General features: G+C 67.6%; 22 protein-coding genes. 6 read left to right on the plus strand and 16 right to left on the minus strand.

The window, feature by feature from the left end:
- Positions 1-29: 29 nt before the first annotated feature.
- Positions 30-668 carry a J domain-containing protein gene (locus tag BMX16_RS02080; protein WP_089898146.1) on the plus strand — a complete coding sequence of 213 codons (639 nt, stop codon included), beginning with the start codon at positions 30-32 and terminating at the stop codon, positions 666-668.
- A 63-nt stretch (positions 669-731) separates the two neighbouring features.
- On the opposite strand, the gene BMX16_RS02085 is transcribed toward BMX16_RS02080, so the two are convergent.
- From BMX16_RS02085 to BMX16_RS02100, 4 genes are all read right to left on the minus strand, one after another.
- Complete coding sequence (locus tag BMX16_RS02085) at positions 732-1,283, minus strand: hypothetical protein (protein WP_089898148.1); 552 nt, start codon at positions 1,281-1,283, stop codon at positions 732-734.
- Between the two features lie 195 nt (positions 1,284-1,478).
- On the minus strand, positions 1,479-1,937 hold the full coding sequence (gene msrB, locus BMX16_RS02090; RefSeq protein ID WP_089898150.1) for a peptide-methionine (R)-S-oxide reductase MsrB: 459 nt from the start codon (positions 1,935-1,937) through the stop codon (positions 1,479-1,481).
- Positions 1,938-2,049: 112 nt separating this feature from the next.
- A complete protein-coding gene (locus BMX16_RS02095; RefSeq protein ID WP_089898152.1) occupies positions 2,050-2,793 on the minus strand; it encodes an anti-sigma factor in 744 nt (247 codons plus the stop codon).
- Entirely contained in the window at positions 2,783-3,334 is a 552-nt protein-coding gene (locus BMX16_RS02100) for a sigma-70 family RNA polymerase sigma factor (RefSeq protein WP_089898153.1), read from the minus strand. Before BMX16_RS02100 ends, BMX16_RS02095 begins: the two co-directional genes overlap by 11 nt.
- A gap of 206 nt (positions 3,335-3,540) precedes the next feature.
- Here BMX16_RS02100 and cobS point away from each other — a divergent pair, with 206 nt between their 5' ends.
- Entirely contained in the window at positions 3,541-4,527 is a 987-nt protein-coding gene (gene cobS / locus BMX16_RS02105; RefSeq protein WP_089898155.1) for a cobaltochelatase subunit CobS, read from the plus strand.
- An 82-nt stretch (positions 4,528-4,609) separates the two neighbouring features.
- Entirely contained in the window at positions 4,610-4,906 is a 297-nt protein-coding gene (locus tag BMX16_RS02110; protein WP_089898157.1) for a hypothetical protein, read from the plus strand.
- 9 nt (positions 4,907-4,915) lie between these two features.
- Here BMX16_RS02110 and BMX16_RS02115 read toward each other — a convergent pair whose 3' ends face one another.
- A complete protein-coding gene (locus BMX16_RS02115; RefSeq protein ID WP_089898159.1) occupies positions 4,916-6,061 on the minus strand; it encodes a 2OG-Fe(II) oxygenase in 1,146 nt (381 codons plus the stop codon).
- Between the two features lie 199 nt (positions 6,062-6,260).
- Positions 6,261-6,845, minus strand: coding sequence for an NADPH-dependent FMN reductase (locus tag BMX16_RS02120; protein ID WP_089898161.1), 585 nt, complete (start codon positions 6,843-6,845; stop codon positions 6,261-6,263).
- A 254-nt stretch (positions 6,846-7,099) separates the two neighbouring features.
- Here BMX16_RS02120 and cobT point away from each other — a divergent pair, with 254 nt between their 5' ends.
- From cobT to BMX16_RS02135, 3 genes are all read left to right on the plus strand, one after another.
- A complete protein-coding gene (gene cobT / locus BMX16_RS02125) occupies positions 7,100-8,974 on the plus strand; it encodes a cobaltochelatase subunit CobT (RefSeq protein ID WP_089898163.1) in 1,875 nt (624 codons plus the stop codon).
- Between the two features lie 77 nt (positions 8,975-9,051).
- Positions 9,052-10,827, plus strand: coding sequence for an aminopeptidase P family protein (locus BMX16_RS02130; protein WP_089898165.1), 1,776 nt, complete (start codon positions 9,052-9,054; stop codon positions 10,825-10,827).
- Between the two features lie 27 nt (positions 10,828-10,854).
- On the plus strand, positions 10,855-11,196 hold the full coding sequence (locus BMX16_RS02135; RefSeq protein ID WP_089898167.1) for a DUF427 domain-containing protein: 342 nt from the start codon (positions 10,855-10,857) through the stop codon (positions 11,194-11,196).
- A 4-nt stretch (positions 11,197-11,200) separates the two neighbouring features.
- On the opposite strand, the gene recN is transcribed toward BMX16_RS02135, so the two are convergent.
- From recN to murC, 10 genes are all read right to left on the minus strand, one after another.
- Entirely contained in the window at positions 11,201-12,871 is a 1,671-nt protein-coding gene (recN, locus tag BMX16_RS02140) for a DNA repair protein RecN (protein WP_089898169.1), read from the minus strand.
- Positions 12,872-12,908: 37 nt separating this feature from the next.
- Positions 12,909-13,760 carry an outer membrane protein assembly factor BamD gene (locus tag BMX16_RS02145; RefSeq protein WP_089898171.1) on the minus strand — a complete coding sequence of 284 codons (852 nt, stop codon included), beginning with the start codon at positions 13,758-13,760 and terminating at the stop codon, positions 12,909-12,911.
- A gap of 154 nt (positions 13,761-13,914) precedes the next feature.
- Complete coding sequence (gene lpxC / locus BMX16_RS02150; RefSeq protein WP_089898173.1) at positions 13,915-14,844, minus strand: UDP-3-O-acyl-N-acetylglucosamine deacetylase; 930 nt, start codon at positions 14,842-14,844, stop codon at positions 13,915-13,917.
- A 215-nt stretch (positions 14,845-15,059) separates the two neighbouring features.
- A complete protein-coding gene (gene ftsZ, locus BMX16_RS02155; RefSeq protein ID WP_089898175.1) occupies positions 15,060-16,766 on the minus strand; it encodes a cell division protein FtsZ in 1,707 nt (568 codons plus the stop codon).
- 175 nt (positions 16,767-16,941) lie between these two features.
- Positions 16,942-18,276, minus strand: coding sequence for a cell division protein FtsA (gene ftsA, locus BMX16_RS02160; protein ID WP_089898177.1), 1,335 nt, complete (start codon positions 18,274-18,276; stop codon positions 16,942-16,944).
- On the minus strand, positions 18,276-19,175 hold the full coding sequence (locus BMX16_RS02165) for a cell division protein FtsQ/DivIB (RefSeq protein ID WP_089898179.1): 900 nt from the start codon (positions 19,173-19,175) through the stop codon (positions 18,276-18,278). The genes ftsA and BMX16_RS02165 overlap by 1 nt, the downstream gene beginning before the upstream one ends.
- Positions 19,163-20,083 carry a D-alanine--D-alanine ligase gene (locus BMX16_RS02170; protein WP_245731215.1) on the minus strand — a complete coding sequence of 307 codons (921 nt, stop codon included), beginning with the start codon at positions 20,081-20,083 and terminating at the stop codon, positions 19,163-19,165. The genes BMX16_RS02165 and BMX16_RS02170 overlap by 13 nt, the downstream gene beginning before the upstream one ends.
- A 75-nt stretch (positions 20,084-20,158) precedes the next feature.
- Positions 20,159-21,106 carry a UDP-N-acetylmuramate dehydrogenase gene (murB, locus tag BMX16_RS02175; protein WP_089898183.1) on the minus strand — a complete coding sequence of 316 codons (948 nt, stop codon included), beginning with the start codon at positions 21,104-21,106 and terminating at the stop codon, positions 20,159-20,161.
- The gene (locus BMX16_RS02180) at positions 21,103-21,375 is read right to left on the minus strand and encodes a DUF2484 family protein (RefSeq protein ID WP_245731216.1); all 273 of its coding nucleotides are present in this window, start codon (positions 21,373-21,375) and stop codon (positions 21,103-21,105) included. Before BMX16_RS02180 ends, murB begins: the two co-directional genes overlap by 4 nt.
- Positions 21,368-22,765, minus strand: a complete 1,398-nt coding sequence (gene murC, locus BMX16_RS02185) for a UDP-N-acetylmuramate--L-alanine ligase (protein ID WP_177174546.1) — start codon at positions 22,763-22,765, stop codon at positions 21,368-21,370. The genes BMX16_RS02180 and murC overlap by 8 nt, the downstream gene beginning before the upstream one ends.
- Between the last annotated feature and the right edge of the window lie 15 nt (positions 22,766-22,780).

A 22,780-nucleotide genomic window follows, 5' to 3' on the forward strand; every position in this document is an offset into this window, starting at 1 on the left:
CCTACTCCGAGTCGGAAAGGGACGATCCCATGAACAAGAAAGACCCCTTCGGCTTCGACATCTCGGTGTCGGGTGCCAAGAAGAAGAACCCGCGCGGGCGGCGGGGCATGTCGGGGGCCTCCGAGACCTCGACACGGGTCTGCGACCATGACGGCTGCGACGAGGCGGGCCAGTACCGCGCGCCGAAATCGCCGGAGTCGATCGACGACTACTGGTGGTTCTGCAAGGACCACGTCCGCGAATACAATCTGAAGTGGAACTTCTTCGACGGCACGTCCGAGGCCGAGCTGATGGCCCAGATGGAAAAGGACCGCGCCACCTGGGAACGTCCGACCAAGCCGATGAAGCGCACGGTCGAGGAACTGGCCTGGGCGCGCCTTGGCGTCACCGACCCGCACGAGGTGCTGGGCGCCAATGCGACCCGCAACCCCGGCAAGAACGGCGGCGGCACGCGCAAGCTGCCCCCCACGGAACGCCGCGCGATCGAGATCCTCGATGCCCGCGACCACATGGCCAAGACCGAGATCCGCAAATGCTACAAGGCATTGATCAAGGTGCTGCACCCGGACATGAACGGCGGCGACCGCAGCCAGGAGGATCAGCTGGCCGAGGTGGTCTGGGCCTGGGACCAGATCAAGGTCAGCCGCAACTTCCGCGAAAAGGACTGATCGCGGCACGCCCCCCGACCGGGGTGGCCCACGATGCGGACCCGCCGCAGGCACGGCACAGGTCTAACGCCGCGTCCTGCCCCATGCGGGGGCCAGCCAGTTGCCCTGACGCAGGGGCGACAGGGGCGGGTCCTGTAGGTCCAGTGGCCTGAACAGGCTGTCGCGTTCGCGTCGCCAATCCCGCATCATCCGGTGCGACGTGCCCAGCACCGCCAGCCATACGGCGGCAAGCACCGGGTGGCCCAGCAGGGTCAGGGCAAACATCAGCGGGCCGAACATGGTGCCGTAGAACGGCAGCGCCAGCGTGCCTGCGACCAGCGCGCCCACGAAACTGACGATCAGCGCCCCGCAGGCCGCCCGCACCGCGCCGCCCACGCCTGCGTGCCCCAGCCATCCCCGCCCCGCGCGGAACCCGGCCAGCGCGCCAAGGCTTCCCGCCACGCAGAACCACGCATCCGCCGCCGTCAGGCTGCGGCGCAGGGTCTTGACCTCTCCCATCTGGGTGGCGACCATCAGGCACAGCACGCCGCCGCAAGCCGCCAGCACCAGCATGGCGGCCAGCATCCGGCGCTCTCCGGGGGTCGACGGGTGCAGGCGGGCGAAGGTGGCCTTCATCGGGTAGCGTGGTCCTGCGACATGTTGTCCACATTGCCTATGCTGCAATTCGGGCGGACGTAAGGACAGCGACCGTAACGCCGGGTGAACAGACCGTTTCCACCGCAGGCACATGTGTCCGGGAACCACCGGAAACATGCAGGGTCCGTTCGGTCACCGCCACGGCAAGGACCGTGGCGGTGAACCTTGCGCGGATCAGGCCGCCACGAACTTCAGGCTGATGCCGTTCAGGCAGTGGCGCTGGCCGGTCGGCTGCGGTCCGTCGTTGAAGATATGTCCCAGATGACTGCCGCAGCGGCGGCAGTGCACCTCGGTCCGGGGTGTGAACGCCTTGTTGTCGACCTTGGTCCCGATCGCATTCTCGAAGGCGGCGTAGAAGCTGGGCCAGCCGGTGCGGCTGTCGTATTTGGTGCTGGACGGATACAGCGGCAGGTCGCAGCCCCGGCAGACATAGGTGCCGGCGGCATACTGCTTGTCGAGCGGGCTGGTGCCGGCGCGTTCCGTCGCCTCCTCGCGCATGACCGCGAACTCGTTTGCATTCAGCATGGCGCGCCACTCCGCCTCGGTGCGAGTGACTTCGAACGCCTGTGCCCGCAGCGCGAGCGGGGCAGCGGTGGCGGCAAGGGTGGACAAGAGGAAGGTGCGACGATGCATGGGCATGTGTCCTGTTGGCTTTTCGCACGCAGCTTAACCCAGCCTGATCCCGTTCCGATAAAAAACACGGCATCCGCACGAAACTGTGACGCGCTGTCGCAGTCCGGCAGGCTCAGCCCTGCGCCACAACGCCCGTCGCGAGCACGGCCCCCGTCGGCGCACCCGTAGGCGACCCGCCCACAGGCTCGTCCGAGATCGCGAGGGTGCCGCCCGCGAGGACACGCGCCACGTCGGCGGGGACGCGGACCACCGCGTCGCCGGTATCGGGCAGCACGCCCAACGACACCGGGGCCGCGTCGCCGGCGATCAACCACAGTTCCAGCACGCGACCGGTCACCGCATCGCCCGCCGTGCGTGTAATCTGCAACGTCCCCGCCGCGGCGTCATAGCTGGCCTGCACGACCAGCGTGTCGTCAGCCGCCGCGATCTGCGCCGTCAGCGGCGGCACCTGCCCGGTGATGTCCGTCGTCATGCCACCGGGCGGGGCGACGATGTTGAACACCCACAGCACCGCAAGTGCCGCGACCAGACCACCGGCCATGGCGGGCAGCAGTCCCAACCGCTGCAACCACGACTGCACGGGTGTGGCGGCGACCGGCGTCGGTGCCGCATCGAACAGCGCGGCCCTGATCCGCGTCAGCACGCGGGCTGGGGGCACGACGGCGGGAACGTCGTCGGCAAGAACGGCCATCCGGTCGGCCCAGAACGCGTATTCGTCGCGCAGATCGGGATCGACACCCAGCACGGCGTCGAAAGCCTGACCCTCGTCCGGGGTCAACAGGCCAAGGACGTACTCCGCCGACAGGGCACTCGCGTCCTCTCTGGCGATGTCGTCTGATGTAGGTTCACCCGTCATGGGACAGACACTCTCTCAACTTCAGCAGGCTGCGGCGCAGCCAGGTCCGCACCGTGTTCAGCGGCACGTCGTAGTGATCCGCCAACTCCTGATAGGTGTGGCCGTCCAGATAGGCGCGGCGCACCGCCCCGGCCTTGTCCGGGTCCAGTTGCCCCATGCAGTCGTCGATCCGCCCGCGCGTCGCGCTGGCGACGGCCAGCGCCTCTGGTCCGGGGGCGCTGTCCGGTATCTCGGCCGCCTCGTCCAACCCCGCCCCCATCAGGGCGCGGCGGGCGCGGACCTTGTCCACCGCATGATTGCGGGTCACGGTGATCAGCCACGTCATCGGGCTCAGACCATTGACGCGGTACCGGTCGGCATTGCGCCAGATCTTGACGAAGGCTTCCTGCAGGGCGTCCTCGGCTTCCGCCCGATTACCCAACACACGCAGGCACACGCCAAAGAGTTTCGCCGAGGTTGCGGCATAGAGTCCTTCGAACGCGGCGCGGTCGCCCAGCGCCGTGCGGGCGATCATGTTCTCGATGTCGGCTGTCGTGGTCATCTGCAATGTTCCGTCGCACGGACCGGCCCGCAGCGGGGCCAGCATCACGTGCAATCTGACGGTTTCGACGGAAAAGGCAACGGCACCCGGCCCGCCCCTACATGACGCCCGGGCCTGCCGCCCCTACCCCTTGGCATTCATCGCGATATGTTGCATGCCGAACCCATATCCGTATTCCGCGCGACCCGCGACAGAAAGGCAGTTCCATGGCCGACGGCATGACCGACATCAACGCAACACCGACCGAGGACATCTCGGTCCGCGATGTCTTCGGCATCGACAGCGACATGAAGATCAAGGGCTTCGCGGACCGCACCGACCGCGTGCCGGAGGTCGACAGCACCTACAAGTTCGATCCCGACACCACCTTGGCGATTCTCGCGGGCTTCGGCTACAACCGCCGGGTGATGATCCAGGGCTACCACGGCACCGGCAAGTCGACGCACATCGAACAGGTGGCAGCCCGGCTGAACTGGCCCGCCGTGCGCGTAAACCTCGATTCACACATCAGCCGGATCGACCTGATCGGCAAGGACGCGATCAAGCTGCGCGACGGCGTTCAGGTGACGGAATTCCACGAAGGCATCCTGCCCTGGGCGCTGCGCAATCCCGTCGCCATCGTGTTCGACGAATACGACGCGGGCCGGGCGGACGTGATGTTCGTGATCCAGCGCGTGCTGGAAACCGACGGCAAGCTGACGCTGATGGACCAGAACGTGATCCTGACGCCGCACAAGTATTTCCGCCTGTTCGCCACTGCCAACACGGTGGGCCTCGGCGACACCACGGGCCTGTACCACGGCACGCAGCAGATCAACCAGGCGCAGATGGACCGCTGGTCCCTGGTGGCGACCCTGAACTACCTGTCGCACGACGCCGAAGCGGCGATCGTGCTGTCCAAGTCGCCGCACTACAACACCGACAAGGGCCGCCGCACGATCAGCCAGATGGTCACCGTCGCCGACCTGACGCGGACCGCCTTCATGAATGGCGATCTGTCCACGGTCATGTCGCCGCGCACCGTGCTGGCCTGGGCCGAGAATGCCCGCATCTTCGGCGATGTGGGCTATGCCTTCCGCCTGTCGTTCCTGAACAAGTGCGACGAGCTGGAGCGTCAGACCGTCGCAGAGTTCTACCAGCGCTGCTTCGACGAGGAGCTGCCGGAAAGCGCCGCCAGCCTCAGTCTCGCATGATGCAGGATCTGGCATGATGCAGGATCTGGCATGAAGCAGGATCTGGCATGACGATCGATCCCGCATGACACGTCGCAGGGTCATGGCTGTAGGTCTGGTCGTGCTGGCGGTGCAGTCCTGTGCGCCGCAGCCCGCCCCCGGCCTTTACGACGTGACCCTGTCGGCCAGCGGCGAACTCGCTCTGGTGCGGGCCGTGACGCCCGCCCCTACCATCGCGGGGATCGAGGGGGCGGCCCTGACCGCCGCGACGGGTCGCCGCTGCACCGCGACCGCAGCACCAGTGATCTACACGCTTGCCGGGGACGATCGCGATGCGGTTCTTCCTGCCAGTGCGGGCCAGCGTTTCGCAGGACGGTTTCCGGTGGCGCTGGACTGCTGAGGCGGGCCGCTAGCGCTGCGGCCGCGCCGCCGTTGCAGCGTCGAGAAACCTGAGATTCTGCTCGCGCGTCTTTGCCGCCGCATCGTCATACAGGAACGGCAGAAACGCATAGCGGCGTCCGCGCGTCACGCGGCTGACCTTGTGCAGAAGCGAGCACGAGAACACGACAGCCCCGCCCGGCGGCGCCTTGAAGCTGCGGGGGCCGTATTCGGGAAAGCTCACCTCGCCGCCATCGAAGTCGTCGTTGAGATTGATGGACACAGCAAAGCGCCGGTGCGCCGTGCCCTTGGTCGTGTTGTCGCGGTGCGCGGAAAAGTGGCCGCCATCCTCGGCCGCATAACAGGACACGGTATAGCGTTCCATCCGGGTCACGGCGAATTGGTGGACCTTGGCGATCTGCGGGACCACGCGGCGCAGGAACCGGCCCCGCAAGGCCGCAATCAGGTCGCGATCCTCGATCGTGTGATCCTTGCGCTGCTTGAACCTGTCGTCGGTGATGCCGACCGTGCGACCGTCGATCTCGCGCATGAAACCGCTCTCTGCGCCGCCGTTCGCGCTGTAGACGTCGATCAGATGGGCACAGACCTCCGGCTCGAACACGCGGGGCAGGAACAGGACCGGGGCCATGATGTCCTGCCCCGTGTGCCGGTCGGGATGCGGCAGGCCGTCCAGCAGCGCAAAGAGTTGCGCATGATCACTGTGATCGTCGCGCAGCGGGATCGCGGCCAACACCCGCATGGTGGGGTCGATCACCACCCACTGTCGCACCATCCGCACATCCGGCCCCGGCACCGCATCGCGCGCGACCACGGCATAGAGGCGGCCTGCCGTCAGGTCGAAGTCCCACAAATGGCGATAGCCCGGCATCCGGTTCTGCAACCGTCCCGTCGCCTCGTCCTGCGGATCGGCACTGACACCGAAGAAGCACGCGAATTCGTCGTCGAAAAGGTCTGGCCTTGCGTGCACCGCAGCCAGCGCCGCCTGCGTCCGTCGATCGCCGCCACTGCCGAAAAAGCACATCACCAGATACCGTCCGGCCGCACTGTCGAAGGCGTAGCGCGGATTGGCCGCACTGCGCTGGACAAAGGACGGCGCCGGATCGCCGGGGGTCAGGCCCGGCCCGAGTGTGGTCAAGATCTTGATCGGATTGGTCATTGTTGCGGGTAGCCTCACGGTGACGGCGGGTACGCGATCCCGCCGCCACAGGCTAATGTGCACGGACGCACCGTCACAAGCAAAGTTCCGCCGATCACCACGGCGTCCGGGATCACATTCCCGTCATGTCGCAAACGAAGGCGGGGGCGGAGGATCTGCGACAGCCCGCCCCCGGTTGGCCTGCCTGCCCGGCTGGTTGTCAGCCGCGCGCGGCGTTGGCTGCGTTGGCCCACCAGACGATGTCGCCCAGCATTTCTGTTGCGTGGCCCAGCAGGTGATCCTCGATCGTCTCGATGTCGGCGCCAGCACCCATCGGGTGGACAGCCATGAAATCGCCGCCGCCGATGTGCACGGCGGGACGGACGGGGACCATCTCCAACTCGACCGCGATGGTGCGCAGGTGCTCGACGGCACGGGCCGCCCCCACGCCGCCATAGCCGATGGCGCCCATCGGCTTGCGGTTCCATTCCACATAGGCCTGATCGAGAGCGTTCTTCAACGCCCCGGTGATCGAGTGGTTGTACTCGGCGGTGACGAAGATGTAGCCGTCATAGCCTGCGATGGCCTGCTGCCACGCCACTGCCCTGGGGTCCTGACTGGGGACATATTTGTTGCCACCCATCTCGTCGAACAGCGGCAGGTCGAAATCGCGCAGATCGACGATTTCGGCGGTCATGTCGGTACGGGCCTGCGCCTGCTTCAGCATCCAGGCGGCGGGTTTGTCGGCAAAGCGGGCGTCACGGGTCGATCCGATGACGATGGCGATCTTTGGCAGGCTAGGCATGGGACGGTTCCTGTTGAATTGGCGTTGGGGGGCAGATGCGACCGGGTGACCGTGATCGCAACCGGCGTCTCAGCACAGGGTCTGTGCGCAGGTTGCAGCAGCGCCACCTCGGGCTGCACATGCCCTGATTGCGCATGGCACCTGCTGGACATGGGCCCGGCTGGACACGGGCCCGGCTGGACATGGGCCCGGCTGGACATGGGCCCGGCCAGCCCCACCTTGCACCCCACACGGCAGAGTGATTTACAAACCCCATGAACAAACCGTCAGACAATCCCGCAGATCCATTCAAGAAGGCGCTTGCCGAGGCCACCAAGGTCATGGCGAACGATCCCGATCTGACGGTCAGCTACTCCGTCGATCCGGCGGGACAGACCGCCGACACGATCCGCCTGCCGCAGGTCAGCCGTCGCATGACGCGCAGCGAAGTGCTGCTGGCGCGCGGCACCGCCGACGCCTTCGCGCTGCGGCACAAGTTCCACGACGCGGCCACATCCGCCCGCTATGCACCGCAGGGCGCGATGGCGCGCGACATCTACGACGCGATGGAAACCGCCCGGATCGAGGCGGTGGGCGCGCAATACATGCCGGGCACTGCCGGCAACATCGACGCCAAGATCGGCAACGAGGCGATGCGCAAGGGCTATGCCCAGATCACCGCGTCTTCGGACGCGCCGCTGGCTGTCGCCGCGGGCTATCTCATCCGCAATCTGGCGACAGGCCGCGACCTGCCGGACGGGGCGGACAACGTGATGAACCTGTGGCGCGGGTTCATCGAAAATCAGGCGGGCGGCACGCTCGACGGATTGGCCGACACGCTGTCGGACCAGCGCAGCTTTGCCCGCTTCACCCGCCAGATCATCAAGGATCTGGGCTATGGCGACCAGCTGGGCGACGATCCCGACGCCCCCGACGACGACCTCGACGACGACGCCGAAACCGGCGACGCGAACGAGGAACAGCCCGACAGCACCGGCGACGACAGCGAAGGCGAAGAGGCCGAGGCCAGCCCCGAGCAGACGCAGGAGGACACGCAGGACCAGTCACAGGCGCAGGTCAGCATGGACGACAGCGCCGACGCCGAAATAGGCGACGAGGCGGAGATGCCCGAAGGCGAGGCCCCGATGGAGCCCCCCGTCCCTGCCCCCGCCTCCGACGCCGATCCGGACTACCGCGTGTTCTCGACCGCCTTCGACGAAGAGATCAGCGCCGCCGATCTGGCAGACCCCGCAGAGCTGGAGCGCCTGCGCGCCTACCTCGACCAGCAGCTCGAGCCGCTGAAAGGTGCCGTGTCGCGGCTGGCCAACAAGCTGCAGCGCCGCCTGCAGGCCAAGCAGAGCCGCAGCTGGGAGTTCGACCGCGAGGAGGGCATCCTCGACGCGGGACGCTTGGCGCGGGTCGTGGCCAGCCCGACGACGCCGCTGTCGTTCAAGGTCGAGAAGGACACCGAGTTCCGCGATACCGTAGTGACGCTGCTGCTCGACAATTCCGGTTCCATGCGCGGGCGGCCGATTTCCATCGCGGCGATCTGTGCGGACGTGATGGCGCGCACGCTGGAACGCTGCGACGTGAAGGTGGAAATCCTCGGCTTCACCACCCGCGCCTGGAAGGGCGGCCAATCGCGAGAGGCGTGGCTGAAGGACGGCCGTTCCGCAAATCCCGGTCGCCTGAACGACCTGCGCCACATCGTCTACAAGGCCGCCGATGCGCCGTGGCGGCGGACGCGCCCGAACCTTGGCCTGATGATGAAGGAAGGCCTGCTGAAGGAGAACATCGACGGCGAGGCGCTGGAATGGGCCTATCGCCGGCTTGCGGTGCGGCAAGAGCAGCGCAAGGTCCTGATGGTGATCTCGGACGGCGCGCCGGTGGACGACAGCACGTTGTCGGTGAATCCTGCGAATTATCTGGAAAAGCACCTGCGCGACGTGATCGCCATGATCGAAAAGCGGCGCGGCGTGGAACTGGCGGCGATCGGGATCGGCCACGACGTGACGCGCTATTACGCCCGCGCGGTGACGATCACGGATGTGGAGCAGCTGGCCGGGGCGATGACCGAGCAGTTGGCGCGCCTTTTCGACGCCGATCCGCGCAAACGGGCGCGCGTCGTGGGGATGCGCAACGCCCGGTGATGTCAGGTTTTCGCCGGTGGCGAAAACCGTGACGCCTCCGGCGGGAGTATTTGCGAAAAAAGCGAGGACGGGGCTGCATGTTTCAGACGTTTGAGGCGACGACAGATCCCGGTCAGGGGCCGGGACGGTTGGCGGCCCTGCGCGACGTCATGCGCGCGGAGGGGGTGGATGCGTTCCTCGTGCCGCGTGCGGACCGCTATCAGGGTGAATACGTCGCCGACTGCGATGCGCGGCTGGCGTGGTTGACGGGCTTCACCGGATCGGCGGGCTTTGCCGCCGTGCTGGTGGACCGGGCGGGGGTGTTCATCGACGGACGCTACCGCGTGCAGGTGCGCAGTCAGGTGGCGGACGTCTTTACGCCGGTCCACTGGCCCGAAACATCGCTGGCGGACTGGCTGGTGGGCGCCCTGCCGCGGGGCGCGGTGGTGGCCTATGATCCGTGGCTGCACACGGTGACCGAAATCGCTGGGCTGACCGCCACGCTGGCGGCGGCGGGGATCAGCCTGCGCGGCACTGACAATCTGGTGGACCGTATCTGGCACGACCGGCCGGGGCCGCCTGAAGCGCCATTTGCGGCGCAGCCACTGGCCCTGACGGGCACGGGATCGGCGGACAAGCGGGCGGCGCTGACTGCTGGGGTGGACGCGGGCGCGTGGGTCATCACCCTGCCCGACAGCATCGCGTGGCTGCTGAACATCCGGGGCCGCAACGTGGCCCGCAACCCGGTGCCCCATGCCACGGCGGTGCTGCACCACGGCGGGTCGGTGGACCTGTTCGCCGAACCCGCGCAGGTGGCAGGCCTTGGCGATCATCTGGACGGCGGCGTGCGGATCGTGCCGTCTGCGCATCTGGCCGACCGCCTCGCCGCGCTGACGAGCCCCGTGCGGATCGACCCCGCGTCCTGCCCACAACGCATCCGCGACCTGCTGACAGCGCAGGTTGCGGAAGGCCCCGACCCCTGCATCCTGCCGAAAGCCCGCAAGACACCCGCCGAAATCGCAGGCGCCCGCGCCGCCCACCTGCGCGACGGGGCGGCGATGGTGCGGTTCCTCGCGTGGCTCGACGCGGAAGCGCCGAAGGGGACGCTGACCGAGATCGCCGTGGTGCGGGCCCTCGAGGGGTTCCGGCGCGACACGAATGCCCTGCGCGACATCAGCTTCGAGACGATCTGCGGCGCGGGCGCCCACGGCGCCATCGTGCATTACCGCGTGACCGACGGGACCGATGCGCCGATCCGGGTGGGCGAGTTGCTGCTGGTGGACAGCGGCGGGCAATATGCCGATGGCACCACCGACATTACCCGCACCGTGATCGTGGGCAAACCCAGTGATGAGCATCGCGACCGCTATACCCGCGTGTTGCAGGGCATGGTCGCGATCAGCCGCGCGCAGTTTCCGCGCGGTGTGGCAGGGCAGCATCTGGATGCGCTGGCGCGGGCGCCGCTGTGGATGGCGGGCCTTGACTACGACCACGGCACCGGGCACGGGGTCGGCAGCTACCTGTCGGTGCACGAAGGGCCGCAGGGCCTGTCGCGGCGCAGCACCACCCCGCTGGAGCCGGGGATGATCCTGTCCAACGAGCCGGGCTATTACCGCGAGGGCGCCTATGGCATCCGCATCGAGAACCTGATCACCGTGGTGCAGGCGCCGACAGGGCCTGACAAACGCGACCTGTTGGCCTTCGAGACGCTGACCCACGTGCCGCTGGACCGCCGCCTGATCGACCTGGATCTGCTCAGCCGCGCGGAGCGGGACTGGATCGACGGCTACCACGCCCGCACGCTGGCCCTGATCGGGCCACAGGTGACGGGCGCGGACCACGATTGGCTTGTACGCGCCTGCGCGCCGCTGTGACATGATACCAGATCAAGGGAGATCCACATGACCGATCACATCACCATCCGCCCCACCACCGGCACATGGGTCGTCCGCGCCGGCGGCGCCGTGCTGGGCGAAAGCGCGCAGGCGCTGGAGCTGATCGAAGGCGACCGGCCCCCGGTGATCTACTTTCCGCGCGGTGACATCGCGATGACGTTCCTCGACCGGACCGACCGCACCACCGTCTGCCCGTTCAAGGGCACCGCCAGCTATTACGCGATCGCCAGCCGCAGCGGGACGCTGGACAACGCGGTCTGGTCCTATGAGGACCCGCACCCGGAAGTGTCGGCGATCAAGGGCTATCTGTCGTTCTATACCGACCGCGTCGCGGTCGAGCAGGTCTGAACCGTTACGCCGGTGTGACGCCCTGATTGGCCATCAGCGCGCGGGCGGCGGCGCGGGCGGCATCGGTGACGGTGTCGCCCGCCAGCATGCGCGCGATCTCGTCGATGCGGGCCTGCGGGTCCAGCGGCACGACGGTCGATGTCGTGGTGTCCGCCGTCTGACGCTTTTCCACGCGCCAGTGATGCGCGCCCTGTGCCGCGACCTGCGGCGAATGCGTGACGACCAGCACCTGCCCGCCCTGCGCCAAGGCGGCCAGACGGCGGCCCACCGCATCGGCGGTGGCCCCGCCCACGCCGCGGTCGATCTCGTCGAAGATCATGGTGACGCCGCCCTGCCCGGCCTGTGACAGGCACACCTTCAGCGCGAGCAAGAAGCGGGACAATTCGCCGCCAGAGGCGATCTTGTTCAGCGGCCCTTGCGGCGCGCCGGGGTTGGTGGCGACGGTAAAACTCACCTCGTCGCGGCCATCCGGGCCTGCGGTGCCGGGGGCGATCTGCGTGGCAAAGACGGCGCGCTCCATCTTGAGCGGCGCAAGCTCCGCCGCCATCGCGGCATCCAGCCGCACCGCCGCCTCGCGCCGCGCGGCGGTCAGCGCATCGCTGGCCGCATCATAGGCCGCGACGGCGGCGGTCTCGGCCGCCTGCAGGTCCGCCAGACCGCGTTCGGAGTTGTCGAGCAGCGCCAGCCGTCCGCGCAGGTCGGCGGCGAAATCGCCTAGATCGTCGGCCAGCACGCCATGCTTGCGCGCCAGACCCCGGATCGCGAACAGCCGCTCCTCGGTGTCTTCCAGTGCGCGCGGATCGAAGGTCAGCGCGTCGAGCGCATCCAGCACGCCGCGCTGTGCGGCATCCAGTTCCAGCATGGCGCGTTCGATGGCCATCAGCGGCGCGTCGAGACGCCCGTCCGCCCGGTCGGCGGCCCCGCCCAGCCAGCGGACCGCGTCGGACATCTGCCCTTCCGCACCCTGCAGCCCCAGCGCCTCGCTGGCGCGGGCCACATCGGTCTTGATCTTTTCCGCCGCCTGCATGGTGCGCCGCGCGGTGTCCAGCGCCGCTTCCTCGCCCGCCTCCGGCATGATCGCGTCCAGCTCGCCCACCGCATGGCGCAGGTAGTCTTCCTCCTGACGCACCTCGGCCACACGCGCCTCGGCGGCGTAAAGCGCCTTGCGCGCCGCCGACAGGCCCGCCCATGCGGCACGGGACGCAGTCAGCAATGCCTGCAGGTCCGCATAGGTGTCCAGCATGTCGCGGTGGCCGCGCGGGTTCAGCAGGCCCCGGTCGTCGTGCTGGCCGTGCAGTTCCACCAGCGTGTCCGACAGGGCGCGAAGGACCTCGCCGCTGACCCGTCGGTCGTTCACCCATGCGGTCTTGCGCCCGTCGCGGGCGTTCACGCGGCGCAGGATCAGCGTATCCTCGACGGGCAGACCCGCTTCCTCCAGCACGGCGCGGGCGGGGTGGTGGGGCGACAGCTCGAACTCGGCCGTGACCTCGCCGTGGTCGGCACCCTGACGCACCAGTTCGGCCCGCCCGCGCCAGCCCAGCACAAAGCCAAGACTGTCGAGCAGGATCGACTTGCCCGCACCAGTTTCACCGGTCAGCACGTTCAGACCCGGCTGAAAGCCAAGGGCCAACCGATCGATGATCAGCATGTCGTGGACGTCGAGGGCGCGCAGCATCGGATCAATCGCCTATGGGGTGGGTCCTGCGCCGGACCTAGAGGAACTCGCCGCGCACAACCTGACGATAGATCGACGCCAGCCAGTTGTCGCCGCGCGCCTCGACCGACAGACCGCGTCCGGTCAGCAGGGCATAGCTGTCCTGATACCACGTCGTGGACGGGTAGTTTGCGCCAAGGATCGCACCCGCCGTCTGCGCCTCTGCATCCAGACCCAGCGCAAGATAGCTTTCGACAAGGCGGTGCAGCGCCTCGGGTGTCTGGGTCGTGGTCTGGAACTGTTCCACGACGACGCGGAACCGGCTGATGGCGGCGGCATAATTCGCACGCTTGAGGTAGTAGCGTCCCACCTCCATCTCCTTCGCCGCCAGATGATCGAAGGCCAGGTCGAACTTCAGGATCGAGGCGCGGGCATATTCGCTTTCGGGATACTGCTCGATCACCGTGCGCAGGGACTGCAGCGCCTGGAACGTCAGGCCCTGATCGCGGCCCACGTCGTCGATCTGGTCGTAATAGGACAGCGCCAGCAGATACTGCGCATAGGCGGTGTCATCCTCGGCGGGGTAGAAGTCGATGAAGCGCTGCGCTGCGGCCCGGCTGTTGGGATAGTCACGGTCCCGGTGATAGGCATAGGCCTGCATGATCAGCGCGCGTTGCGCATATTCGGAATAGGGATACAGCCGCTCGATTTCGCCGAAGTAGAAGGCGGCGTCGGCAGGATCGCCGGTCTCGACCTCGACCTCGCCCAGTTGATAGATCTGCTGGGCGGTCATGTTGTCGAGCGATCCCGGCGTCTGGGCATCGAAACGGCCACATGCGGCTACCAGCGCGAGGGCCAGCACCAGACCCAAGCGCGTGCGCGCACCCGTGCCGATCAAGCTGCCTGACATGTCGTGTCCCCGCGTATTCTGCCCGTAGGAGGCATCGCGCCTCCGGTTGTGTGTCCGTCTAACAGAAAAGAAACGCGGGCAAAATGCCTTTTGACCAAGGCGCACCAGAACGCGAGCGCCGCGCAGCCGGCGCAGTTCGGCGGGCAGGTCAGGATTACGCGACCGCGTGCAGGTCGGCCACCGACACGCCGACGCCGGGCAGGCGCGCGGCGATCTGGCGGTCGCACGCGATCATCCGCCACGCATCGGGGCGCGCGAACAGCGCGTGCAGCAGCGCGTTGGTCAGGTTGTGGCCCGCCTTGTGCCCCGTATAGCGGCCCAGGATCGGCGCGCCCGCCGTATAGAGGTCGCCCAGTGCGTCCAGCATCTTGTGGCGCACCGCCTCGTCCGCGTGACGCAGACCACCGGGTGTCAGCACGCGGTCCCCGTCGACGACCACGGCGTTGTCCAGCGTACCGCCAAGTGCCAGTCCGTGGCTGCGCATCTCTTCGACATCGGCATTGCGACAGAACGTGCGGCTGTCGCACAATTCGCGCACGAACGCCCCGTTCGCTAGGTTCAGCATCTTGTGCTGATGACCGATGGCGGCATCGGGAAAGTCGATCTCGAAGTCGATCTGCAGGCTGGTCGCGGGCCGCAGGCTGGCCCATGCATCGTTGTGACTGACGCTGACCTCGTGAAGGATTTCGATGGCGTGCAGGGGCGCGCGCAGCCGGGTCAGGCCGGTGGACACGATGCCCCGGACAAAGGCGGCGGCGCTGCCGTCCATGATCGGCACCTCCGGCCCGTCGATGGCGATGACCACGTTGTGCACGCCGCATCCCGACAGGGCCGCCATGATGTGTTCGATGGTGGACACAGCGACCGCATCGTGGCCCGGACCCGCGACCAGACGGGTGTTCAGCGGCGACACTTCAACGTTGTGCCACAGGGCGGGCAGACGGGCACCCTGCCCTGCGGCATCGGTGCGATGGAACAGGACACCGGTGTCGGCTGGCGCGGGGCGCAGGGTCATGCGGACGGGCTTGCCGGAATGGAGTCCGACACCCGTAAAGGAGAGAACGTCCGCGATGGTGGTCTGCATGATGGTGTCCCGCCTGAAGTCTTGCTCTGGTTTCGGTCTATGCCGGTTAACGCAGGAGATAGGTTTGTCACACCGATGTCGCAATTCACACATTGCAACGATCTGAAACATTGGATCGGGTAACCGCCAAGGCATTGGTTCACAATGAAAAAGGCCGCCCGAACCGGGCGGCCTATGATCAGTGCAACAGGTCTGAAACCTTAAGATGCCGCCGTTCAGTTCGCCTGACGGCGCAGAAAGGCGGGAATCTCGATCCGTTCCTGATCGGCGTCCGCCTGCGGGTCGGCGCGGGGCTGGTCGCGCAGCGCGCTGACCTGCGGCTGCTGACGGGGCGCCGGTGCGGCGGGCGCATCGGCCTGACCGGTCATGCGGTTGATCAGCGAGTTGATCCCAAAACGCGGCTTCTCGGCCTCTGCGGCGCGGGGCGCCTCTGCGGTCATGCGCGGGGCCGCGTTGCCGCCGGGACGGTTCAGGGCTGCGGCAAGGCGGGCCTTCGCCTCTGGCGTGGGCGTGCCCGGCTGCGGTGCGCGGGGCGCGACAAAGGTTTCAGCCGCTTCGATTTCCGGCTCGGGGCGCGGACGATAGGCGGGCGGCGGCAGGCTGTCGTCGGCAACCGCGTCGTGGCTGTCGTAGCCGGTCGCCTGATCGCGACCGTAGGCATCGTCGTCGTCATAGCTCTCGAACAGCGACCGTTCCGGTGCACGCTCCGGCTGGCGCTGCGCCGGTTGGCGTTCGGCATACTGACGCTCGGCAGGCTGACGCTCGGCCGCTTGACGGGCCACCGGTTCTTCATAGCGTGGCGCAGCTTCGCGCACGGGCTCGCGGGCGGCGGCGGGCTGCTGGCGCGGCTGCTCGGTACGGGCGGGTGCAGCGGCGCGGGGCGCCGGTTCCGGCTGGCGGATCGGCTGGTTCATCGACATCGACCGGCGGGCGGCGGGCACTTCGCTGCTGCGGGACATCGCATCGATGCCGGTCGCCACGACGCTGACGCGCATCCGGCCTTCCATGCTGGTGTCCAGCGTGGAGCCCACGATGATGTTCGCATCGGGATCGACCATCTCGCGGATCGTATTCGCAGCCTCGTCCAGTTCGAACAGGGTCAGGTCGTAGCCGCCGGTGATGTTGATCAGGACGCCCTTGGCACCCTTCAGGCTGATCTCGTCCAGCAGCGGGTTGGCGATGGCCTTTTCGGCGGCCGCCTTGGCGCGATCCTCGCCTTCGGCTTCGCCGGTGCCCATCATGGCCTTGCCCATCTCGTCCATCACCGACCGCACGTCGGCGAAGTCGAGGTTGATCAGCCCCGGACGCACCATCAGGTCGGTCACACCCTTGACGCCTTGATAGAGCACGTCGTCGGCCAGCGCGAAGGCTTCGGTGAAGGTGGTGTTTTCGGTCGCCAGACGGAACAGGTTCTGGTTGGGAATGATGATCAGCGTATCGACGACCTTCTGCAGGGCTTCGACGCCCTCCTCGGCCTGACGCATCCGCTTGTTGCCCTCGAACTGGAACGGCTTGGTGACGACGCCCACGGTCAGCACACCCAGCTCGCGCGCGGCCTGCGCGATGATCGGGGCCGCACCGGTGCCGGTGCCGCCGCCCATGCCGGCGGTGATGAAGCACATGTGCGCGCCTGCCAGATGATCGACGATCTGTTCGATGCTTTCCTCGGCGGCGGCGGCACCGACCGTGGCCCGGGCCCCTGCCCCCAACCCTTCCGTCACCTTGATGCCCATCTGGATCTTGGCCTGCGACCGCGACTGCTGCAGCGCCTGCGCGTCGGTGTTGGCCACCACGAACTCGACGCCGTCGAGTTCCTTGTCGATCATGTTGTTGACCGCATTGCCGCCGGCGCCGCCCACACCGAACACGGTGATGCGCGGCTTCAGATCGTCGTGTCCGGGAAGGGAGAGGTTTAGTGTCATCGCGCGGTCCGCCTGTTGGTGTGAGGGGCCCGTCCCACCGGGCAAATCGGTCTTTGGGCTGATTCTAACGGCTTGTGGCCGTTCCGTCACTCGAAAAGCACAGTCGCGGTACAAAATATGGCGTAAAATCGCCGGTTCCTTGCCGTATCTGGGGGCGTTTACACGATCTTGCGATCTACCAGTTATCCTTGAACCACTTCACAGCCCGTTTCAGCGACCGCGCCGGATAGGTTTCGGCGGGAATGTCGAAATCCCACCATTCGTCCTGCGGATGCGCCGCGAACAGCGCACAGCCCACGGCCCCCGAAAACGCGGGACCCGTCGCCGCCTGCGGCAGCCCCTGCACGCGCAGCGGGCGACCCAGACGCACCTGCTGGCCCAGGATCTTGGCCGCCAGACCGTCCAGACCGGGGATCTGGCTGCCGCCCCCCGTCAGCACGATCTGCTGGCTTGGCAGATGCTCGAACCCTGCGGCGTCCAGACGGGCCCGCACCTCCTCGAGGATCTCCTCGATGCGGGGGCGCATGATGCCGATCAGTTCCGCCCGGGAAATGGTGCGGCGGTCGCGTTCCCAGTCGCCGGTGTCGCCGCCGATCTCGATCATCTCGCGGTCGTCCATGCCGGTGGCCACGACCCCGCCGTAGAACGTCTTGATCCGCTCGGCCACCTGCGTCGGCACCTGAAGGCCCATGCTGATGTCGCCGGTGACGTGATCGCCGCCCATGCGCACCGCGTCCGAATAGATCATGTGCTTTTTCATGAACACGCTGATGCCGGTCGACCCGCCGCCCAGATCGACGCAGGCGGCGCCCAGCTCCTGCTCGTCCTCCACAAGGCTCGAGATGCCGGCGACATAGGCAGACGAGGCCAGCCCCGCCAGTTCCAGATCGCAGCGCTTGATGCAGAAGAACAGGTTGCGGATCGCTGTGGCGTCCACGGTCATCAGGTGCAGATCCGTCGCCAGACGGCTGCCCACCTGCCCGCGCGGGTCCGCCATGCCGCTGCGGTGGTCGAGGGCAAAGTTCACCGGCTGCGCATGCAGCACATCGCGGTCATGGCCGAAATCCGGCACCTCGCAGGATGCCAGCACACGGCCGATGTCGCCTTCCGTCACCACGCCGGTTTCCACGTCGACCCCGCCGTCGAGGCCATAGGACCGGGGTCGCGCCCCGCTGAAGCAGGCGATGACGTGGTCCACGCGGACCTCGGCCATCTTCTGCGCGGCCTGCATCGCGGTGCGGATCGCACGTTCGGTTTCCTGCATCGCGTCGATCTCGCCGAACCGGACGCCACGCGAGCGGGTGGTGGCGGCGCCGATCACGCGAAACTGCGAATGTCCTGCAAGCGCCGCCGGCCCGTCGATTTGCGGCATCCGCCCCGGCCCGTCGAAGCGCAGCACGAGGCAGGCGATCTTGGACGTGCCAACGTCGAGGATCGCGATGACGCCGCGCTGCATGGCAGCCCGGCGGACGTTGCGCATGGCACGTTGGGTTTCGTATAGGTCCCGCATCAGTCGTTCGCCCCTGTCGCCATGGCGTTGCGTGACGCCGCAACTGCCCCTTGTTGTACTCTGACCGTCGGACGCTGCGGGTTGCGCATGTCCACCAGCATCACATCGCGCGCCAGCAGTTCCGCCGACTGTTCCAGCCCGATCACGCGGTTCAGCGCAACCGCAGGCTGATACGTCGGCAGCAGGATGCGCTGGTCGCGGTCCAGCACCATGTCCCAGCGCCGCTCGCCGATCCGCACCAGTCCGCGGACCCGTTCCGCGATGGGTGCGGCGGTGCGGAACAGGGCCAGCGCCTCCTCCAGATGATCCTCGGCGCCCTCGCCCGCGATCAGCGGCAGGTCGCGGCGTTCGGCCCGTGTGGCGACGGCCCCGGAAAACACGCCGGCCCCGTCGATCAACTGCAACCCGTCGCTGGTCCGCCACAACGCGACGGGCTGGCGCGGCGTGATGCCCACCTCCAGCGCACCGCCGTCGCCGACGCGGACATAGACATCCTCGACCGCCGGAAGCTCCGCCACCTTGGCCCGCATCGCAGCCAGGTCGAGTGTGAAGGACGACACCGGGAATTTGACCGGGATCAGATCGGTGACGACGCCCGCAAGATCCTCGTCCGCGCCGGTCACGGCCAGATGCGTGACGCGGAATTCCGGCCTGTCCTGCACGGCCTGCGTCAGACGCTCGATCTGGCCCGTGACCATCGCGCGGTTCCCGTCATGCGCCAGCCACAGGGCGGCGATCAGCACGACGCCCAGCACCGGCCCACCCACATAGACGCCCGTGCGCACACCCGGCGTCAGCATCCAGCGTTGCCAGCGATAGCCCCATTTCGACGGCGCCGGATCGCGCAGAGGCCGCGTGCGGGGTGCGCGCGGGGCGCGCGGCGGGGTCATCGTGCGCATGACGCATCCTCGACCAGCCAGCGGCACAGCGCGCCAAAGGGGATGCCCACCGCCTGCGCCTGTTCCGGCGACAGCGACGTGGGCGTCATGCCGGGCTGGGTGTTCGTCTCCAGCAGCACGAGGCCCGCCAGACCGCGCGCCTCGTCCCAGCGGAAATCGGTGCGGCTGATGCCCCGGCAGCCCAGCGCGCGATGCGCGCGCAGGGCGTAATCCATGCAGGCGTCGAAGATCTCGGTCGGGATATCCGCAGGTACCACGTGCCGCGATCCGCCGGGGGTGTATTTCGCGTCGTAGTCGTACCAGCCGTCGGTCAGGATGTCGGTCACAGTCAGCGCCCGGTCGCCCATCACGGTGGTCGTCATCTCGCGCCCCGGGGCATAGGCCTCGACCATCACGCTGTCGGGCATCGTGTCGGCCAGCGCGGGCGGCGGGGCATCCTTGTCCATCACAAGGTAGATGCCGACGCTGGACCCTTCGTTGTTGGGCTTCACCACATAGGGCGCGGGCATGACGTGACGGCTGCGCACATCGGCGGCGCTGGCGATCACGCTGCGCACGATCGGCAGGCCTGCCGTCTCGTAGACCGCCTTGGTGCGCTGCTTGTCGAGGGCGAGGGCCGAGGCCAGCACGCCCGAATGGGTATAGGGGATGCGCAGCCATTCCAGCAGACCCTGCACGCAGCCATCCTCGCCCCAGCGGCCATGCAGGGCGTTGAAGACGACGTCCGGGGCAAGTGCGGTCAGCCGTTCGGACAGGTCAGGCCCGGCGTCAAGCTCGGTCACGCTGAATCCTTCGTCCCGCAGAGCCTTTGCACATTCGGACCCGGTGGAGAGTGAGACTTCACGCTCTGCCGATGGGCCGCCCATCAGTACAACTACTCTGGGTTGTGTCCCGCTCGACATACCCAAACCGCCTCATCGCGGGTCTTGCCGACCCGTCTGTCATTCGCGCCACCTGTCCGTGGCGCCCCCCCCTGCGGGGCGTTAGTTCCGTGTCCCATCCGGGCCGCGTTCGCCGACCCGCATGATTTCCCATTCTAATGTGATACCGCTGGAATCGTAAACCGCTTTCCGCACGTCTTCGCCCAAATCTTCAAGGTCTGCGGCGGTCGCACCCCCCGCATTGGTCAGAAAATTGGCATGCAGCGTGTTCATCACGGCACCGCCACGGATGGCCCCCCGCAGGCCCGCATCATCGATCAGTTTCCACGCCTTCAGGTCGTGGCTGTCGTCCGCCCGTCCGGTGCTGGAAAAGCCTGCGGGGTTGCGGAAGGTGCTGCCGGCAGTGCGGTCCTTGGTCGGTTGCGTCTGATCACGCCGGGCGAGCTGATCGTCCATGCGCTGCGCCAGCGCGGCGGGATCGCCCGCAAGCCCACGCAGGGTCGCCGACACCAGCACGGCACCATCCGGCAGCGTGCTGGACCGATAGGCGAGCTTCAGATCGGCGGCGTCCAGCGTCACCAGCGTGCCATCCCGCAGCACCGCCTGCACCGACACCAGCGCATCGGCGACGTAAGTGCCATAGCAGCCTGCGTTCATGCGCACGGCCCCGCCGATAGTGCCGGGGATGGTGCGCAGGAACGTCAGATCCACCCCCGCCTCGGCACTGCGCCGCGCCACATGCGCGTCCAGCGCCGCCGCCCCCGCCGTCACGGTCAAGCCATCCACGGCGATGCCGTTGAACCCGCGCCCCAGCCGGATCACCACGCCGCGCACGCCGCCGTCGCGCACGATCAGGTTCGACCCCACGCCCATCGGAAACACCGGCACGACCGGGTCGAGGGCGCTCAGGAAGGCGCACAGATCGTCCACGTCCGCAGGCTGGAACAGCACGTCCGCAGGCCCGCCGACCCGCAGCCACGTCAGTTCCGCCAGCGGGCGGTCCGGTGTCAGGGTGCCGCGCACGGGCGGCAATGCATCGCGCCAGCTCATGCAGCGCGCCCCCGCGTAACGCCACGCAACCAGCGCAGCAGGTGCAGCAACGGATACCGCAGCACGCTCGCCCCGCCCGCAAAGAACAGCAGGCCCAGCAGCGGCCCCTGATCGACCGTGAGCCACACCAGCAGCGGCAGGCCCACGGCCAGCAGCGCCATCGCCCGCCTGCGGTGCTGGTTGCGCCCCGGCAGCATCGCCGCCACGTTGGCCGCGATCAGCCAGACCAGCGCCATCACCAGCGGCAGACTGATGCCTGCGTCATCCATTCAGGCGGTCACGCAAGCCGTAGGCCCAGGCACTGATCGTGCCAGCCCCAAGACAGACCACCATGTCGCCGGGCACCGCCTGTTCGCGCACCAGACGCTCCAGATCCTCCTCGGACTCCACGGCGCGGGCGTGGCGGTGGCCGTGACGGATCAGACCTGCCACCAGACCGTCGCGGTCCGCACCCGGAATGGGCGCCTCGCCCGCGCTGTAGACCTCGGAAATGCCGACCACGTCCGCATCGTTGAAGCAGCTGCAGAACTCTTCGAAATGGTGGTTGAGACGACTGTAGCGGTGCGGCTGGTGCACCGCGATCACGCGCCCTTCGGTCGCCTGACGGGCGGCCTTCAGCACGGCGGCGATTTCCACCGGATGGTGGCCGTAGTCGTCGATGATCGTGATGCCCTGCACCTCGCCCACCTTGGTGAACCGCCGGTTCACGCCGCCGAAGCCTGCCAGCGCACGGCGGATCTCGTCCTTCTTCAACCCCAGATGGCGGGCGACCGCGACCGCGCCCAGCGCGTTGCTGACGTTGTGGTCGCCGGGCATCGGCAGGGTGCAGCCTTCGATCACGTCGCCTTCGGACTGCAGCGCCACGTCGAAATGCGCCACACCCTTGACGTAACGCAGGTTCACGGCCCGCACGTCCGCCTGCACGTTGAAGCCGAAGGTGACGACGCGGCGGTCGGTGATGCGCCCGACCAGCGCCTGTACCTCGGGATTGTCGGTGCAGCACACGGCCAGCCCGTAGAACGGGATGCCCGACACGAAGTCGAGGAACCCCTGACGCAGGTTCTCGATCGTGTGCCAGTGGTCCATGTGCTCGGGATCGATGTTGGTGATCAGCGCGATGGTCGCGGGCAGGCGGTTGAAGGTGCCGTCGCTTTCGTCGGCCTCGACCACCATCCACTCGCCCTGCCCCATCCGCGCGTTGGAGCCGTAGGCGTGGATCACACCACCGTTGACTACGGTGGGATCGAGCCCGCCTTCGTCCAGCAGCGCCGCGACCATGGTGGTCGTCGTGGTCTTGCCGTGCGTGCCCGCGATGGCCACGTTGGATTTCAGGCGCATCAGTTCGGCCAGCATCTCGGCCCGGCGCACCACGGGCAGGCCGCGCGCGCGAGCCGCGTCCAGTTCAGGGTTGCCCGCCTTGATCGCGGACGAGATCACGATGACCTCGGCCCCGTCCAGGTTCTCGGCCCGCTGGCCGATGTGGACTTTCGCCCCCATGCCGACCAGACGGTCGGTGATCGGCGTGGCCTTCAGGTCGGACCCCTGCACGGTATAGCCATGGTGCATCAGCACCTCGGCGATGCCGGACATGCCGATGCCGCCGATCCCCACGAAATGGATCGCGCCCACATCAAGGGGCAGTTTCGTCGGTGCCATCATCATTGCCGTTCCGTC

It is taken from the genome of Loktanella fryxellensis, assembly GCF_900110065.1.
Classification (GTDB): Bacteria; Pseudomonadota; Alphaproteobacteria; order Rhodobacterales; family Rhodobacteraceae; genus Loktanella; species Loktanella fryxellensis.